At 33.0% G+C, this 4,211-nt stretch carries 5 protein-coding genes and 1 riboswitch; of the genes, 2 read left to right on the forward strand and 3 right to left on the reverse strand.

Features of this window, described 5'->3' with window-relative positions; genetic code table 11:
* Positions 1-134: 134 nt before the first annotated feature.
* The 3 genes from ACQKIM_RS27710 to ACQKIM_RS27720 form a co-directional block, all read right to left on the reverse strand.
* Entirely contained in the window at positions 135-1,493 is a 1,359-nt protein-coding gene (locus ACQKIM_RS27710) for a PepSY-associated TM helix domain-containing protein (RefSeq protein ID WP_427550140.1), read from the reverse strand.
* A 177-nt stretch (positions 1,494-1,670) separates the two neighbouring features.
* On the reverse strand, positions 1,671-1,847 hold the full coding sequence (locus ACQKIM_RS27715) for a hypothetical protein (RefSeq protein WP_427550142.1): 177 nt from the start codon (positions 1,845-1,847) through the stop codon (positions 1,671-1,673).
* Positions 1,848-1,909: 62 nt separating this feature from the next.
* Positions 1,910-2,032, reverse strand: coding sequence for a hypothetical protein (locus tag ACQKIM_RS27720; protein ID WP_427550143.1), 123 nt, complete (start codon positions 2,030-2,032; stop codon positions 1,910-1,912).
* A 30-nt stretch (positions 2,033-2,062) separates the two neighbouring features.
* A riboswitch (cobalamin riboswitch) is annotated at positions 2,063-2,247 on the reverse strand.
* A gap of 153 nt (positions 2,248-2,400) precedes the next feature.
* On the opposite strand from ACQKIM_RS27720, the gene ACQKIM_RS27725 reads away from it, so the two are divergent.
* Together ACQKIM_RS27725 and ACQKIM_RS27730 are read left to right on the forward strand one after the other, a co-directional pair.
* On the forward strand, positions 2,401-2,946 hold the full coding sequence (locus tag ACQKIM_RS27725) for a hypothetical protein (RefSeq protein WP_427550145.1): 546 nt from the start codon (positions 2,401-2,403) through the stop codon (positions 2,944-2,946).
* Positions 2,947-3,277: 331 nt separating this feature from the next.
* Positions 3,278-3,457 carry a hypothetical protein gene (locus tag ACQKIM_RS27730; protein WP_427550146.1) on the forward strand — a complete coding sequence of 60 codons (180 nt, stop codon included), beginning with the start codon at positions 3,278-3,280 and terminating at the stop codon, positions 3,455-3,457.
* The last annotated feature ends 754 nt before the right edge of the window (positions 3,458-4,211 follow it).

Below are 4,211 nucleotides of genomic sequence, written 5' to 3' on the forward strand. Positions count from 1 at the left end.
GGAAAGCGAGTAGCCTGGAACGGAAATCACCTTCATTTGACTTAGTAGTGTTCACAAAGAGTCCCTTGACCATTTAGTTTTTCAACACTATGAAAATACGGCACATTCTCTACTGTGCCGTATCGATATTAACTTTATTTAACTTCTTCTCTTAATTTCTTCTTTGTTTGCCAGCCTAAGATGATGAATTCAATCAAAACCACTGCGATCAAAGAGGCACCAAACAATGGCATCAAAATTCCTAAAAGTATGAGGAAAATAACGAAAGGCATTGAAATTTTATGAGAAATTTGTGGTGGCGCAGATAGCTCACCTTTTTTCTTCCGTAAAATCCAAGTGCGAATTCCCCACGCAATCACTGCTAAAAAGGCTAGACAAACAACTAGGTTTAATAACTTATTTGGCCAGCCAAACAAGTGACCTTCATGTAAAGGAATTCCCCATGTAAAGAACTTGGCCAACATACCATAATCCTCATAGTTAACTTGGTCAATAAACGTTCCGCTATACTGATCAAAATACATAGTTGCTTCTTCTGTAGGCTTGACATCGAGACCTGTTACTCCAGAGTTACTAGCCTTCGCCACTGTAAACACGCCTTCACCGTTTGACGGATAAATAATCGAAAAAGGTTTAGCGATATTCATGGAAGTGATTCCTTTTTCAAGATTAGCAATCGAAATTTGGCTGTCGTTTGTATAACGGACAGCGCCACCACCATGATGCTGAGCATGTTCACCCTTAGATGCTGGTGCTTCTAATTGACGTGTTGCCCATGGAATTTCAGACACATCGGAAGTCGGTGGCTTTTGCTGTAATAATGGGTAACCGAAAGTTGGACTTTCTGACGCTATATCTGCAAGCATCGAGCCTTGAAAGGCAGACCATAATAGTCCTGTAGAAATGAACATCACCATTGGAATGGTAATGATTGTCCCAACAAGTGCATGGTATCTCTTACTTTTTTGTCGTTTATTTTCAGACTTGTGCTTTTTCAATAAATTTCCTTTAAAGGTCATATAAAGTCCTGACAGTAATAAAAAGATTGTCCAGCAAGCTGCTAATTCTACTAAATAATTGACAAATGTACCACCAATAAATAAGGAACTATGCGTATTTCTCATAATATTAGAAAATGTATAATTGGCATCCTGACTGCCAACCATTTGATGATTGTCATCTAAAAATACGTATTTCTCTTCTTTCCCATTTGATAATGTTAAACGAGTATTATAAGGTTCCTCTAACATAATCACTTTAGTAGCGGAGTATCCTGCAAACGCCGCTTCAGCCTTTTCCACAGCTTCATCAATTGTTAAGACCTCTTCTTTATGACTATTGCCAAAGAAATAATCATCATATAATTGATTCTCAACATCTGTAAAAAATAAATAACCAATTCCACTCAATGTTAGTGATAGAAGTAATGGCGTAATAAAAAGTGCTGCGAAAAAATGCAGCCGCCAAAATCTTGTATAAAGTAAATTTTTCATAATTAATCTCCTATTTCTCTATTTATAGCAGATTAATTATATAAATAAAAAGTGAAATATGAGTGAAGTACTAAAGGCAATTTTATGACAAACAAATGTATTCCAATTGGTATTATTATTATTTAAGTCAATAAAATGGCTACCTCAAACAGCTGCGAGGTAGCCAAAGAAAATATACTATCCTACTAATTCTTTCAAAACATTGGCATATGCAGCTAAAATAGACTGCTCATGTGCGCCATCATGTCCAAGATATTGTTCAACAAGCTCCTTTAGTGGTTTTGCAGCATAAGGCTCTTGCATAATTTCAAATTTTAATAAGCTTTCATAGTATTCAACGACTTGTGGATTCATGTGGACCACTCCTTTAATTTTTTACATAAAAAAACATCTTTCCCTCATCAGAAAGATGTCTACTATGACAAATACACGACATAATACAGTGATTGCCATGGTGAAAAAAGCTTTCTATTAGACATAGAAGCTACCTGTTTAGCAATCATCGTACTATGAGCATGCAGGAGAATTTCTCTAGTCACACTCAACACCCCCTATCCTCGTAGGTTTTTTGGTTGTACTAGATAAAGGCAGGTCTCCTGGCTTCTCATCAACACGCCTCACAGCCTTCCCAGTTTCCCAGTGGCATTTGTGATTTGCTCCGAATTACAGTTGCGGGACAGCGTCGGATTCCCACCGAACTTCCCTTTTAAACAAATCGAAAAATCCAATTTGTACCTCTATCTTATTATTCCGTTTTTATTATTATACCATAAAGATTTGTGTGCACAGTCACAATCCAGATAGAATAATTGTAATCATTGTAACTTGTTATATAATATAACAAACTTTTTTTGATCTTAAGACTATGTTACCATATGAGGTAATATATGTTTTGGGAGGAATACATATGAAATGTAATAAAATCGGAATACTACTATTAATAAGTTTACTCATTATCTTAGTTTTATCTGCTTGTAGTAAAGAAAATGATACAGGTTTCGATGATCAATTTATTGCTGATTTAAAAGATTATATTCAAGTGGAATGGGAATATAAAAACATAGAAGAAAATAATATTATCAGTTTGATTAATTTACATGAATCACAATCTCACTCGTTTCTAAATTCTAGTGATGAAATAAAAGAAACTCTTGCACAACAGCTAGTATTCTATGAAGATGTAACAAATTATTCAGATATTAAAATAGACTTCAATCCTAAAACAAGCTCGCCAGAAGAAAAAGAAGTCTATGATGCAATAGATGATTTTAAAACAAAAAAACTCTATCATTACACTCCAACTACCAATTTAGTCGATACAATTAATCAAGTTCCTATACAAAATGCTAAAGAAGAGTATGAAAATTCTTTACGTGAACTAGATAAATCATGGGATCATATTAAATCTCTTTCAGAAAAGTATAATTTGAATCTTTTTAGAGATGAAGAATGAACGATTTTTTATTAAATTAATCAAAGAAGCTTCATGTTACCTAATAATGTAGGGCTACTTCATTGCCTTACTCGTAATCTATTTCAAGTTAAACTTTTATCAATCACGTCTTGGCGACTAGCTTTCATGTGAATGCATCCAGGAAAAAAGCTTCCGAAATTTTACTATTTTGGACGTTTTCCATTAAAAATCTCATAAACTATACATAAAAACAGTAGTCTGTAAATATTTTACATTAAATATATTTGCATTCCATTTATGTTTAATATAACCTATGTATATAGACATCCTTTTACAAGGAGTCAATACAAATAAGAGGAGTGCATTAAACATGGCAAAAAAAATTAAGAAAAACAAAAATGAAGAGGCTGTAGCTGAGAAAAAGACAAAGAAAAAAGCTGACAAAAAGAAACTTGAGAAAAAGTTAGCGAAGAAAAAAGCTGAGAAAAAAGTAGAAAAGAAAGCTGCTAACAAAAAAGATAAAAAGAAAAACAACAAGAAAGCAGCTTAACAAAAAGAGTAGCTGGAGAAAACGAATGGTTTTTCTCCAGCTACTTTTTTTGGATTGAAATTATGAAAACAATAAATTTACTATCTAGCCCTTCATAAACAGCATTCCAATTCTCCATATTATTATAGACTTTCAGAAAGTTTTCGTTTCCAGCAAAAAAAAATCCCCTATCCCGCACAGTAGAATTTAAATTGCCAAATCAAATAAAAAATAACTTAACATATGATTGAGCATAAATGCTAGTATCTCCCTATTAACATTCGTTTCTCTCTACTTTCCTTTTTATATTTTTGATTTTATTGTTTTATTTTAAAATCTAATCGCAATTCTGTACCGAAGCTCCCTCTTACTACATTAGATACTGGCTCTATTCACACTACTCTTAGCAAAATCCTGTGTGTTTTAGTTATTAAGTAAAATGGCGTTACTTGCTCCTGTAACCTTCTAATTTAAAACGAAAGTTAGATCATTAATATATCTACGTTTATAATAGACAATCAAATAGGCATTATGCATATAGTTTTTTTTGGCTGTAATAGATAAAAGCTGGTCTACAAAAATAAGCAGGAGTAAGTTTTGTTCCTTAATTTCTCTGATTTAAAGATGAGTTATTGCAAAAACTAATTCGATTAGTTAAAATGAAAATACGATTAGTTTATTAAGGGAGCATTCCTGTTAGAAACGTTTTCGGGGACTTGAAATAAAAAAAGCCCTCTTGTATGATGCTTGAGTATCAACAGACAATTGACTCGCA

Source organism: Lysinibacillus sp. NPDC047702 (assembly GCF_050272555.1).
Classification (GTDB): domain Bacteria; phylum Bacillota; class Bacilli; order Bacillales_A; family Planococcaceae; genus Lysinibacillus.

Excerpts from the sequence above, each read along its gene's own strand:
- ACQKIM_RS27710 (WP_427550140.1), bottom strand. The coding sequence starts at position 1,493 with ATGAAAAATTTACTTTATACAAGATTTTGGCGGCTGCATTTTTTCGCA.
- ACQKIM_RS27715 (WP_427550142.1), bottom strand. The coding sequence starts at position 1,847 with ATGAATCCACAAGTCGTTGAATACTATGAAAGCTTATTAAAATTTGAA.
- ACQKIM_RS27725 (WP_427550145.1), top strand. The coding sequence starts at position 2,401 with ATGAAATGTAATAAAATCGGAATACTACTATTAATAAGTTTACTCATT.
- ACQKIM_RS27730 (WP_427550146.1), top strand. The coding sequence starts at position 3,278 with ATGGCAAAAAAAATTAAGAAAAACAAAAATGAAGAGGCTGTAGCTGAG.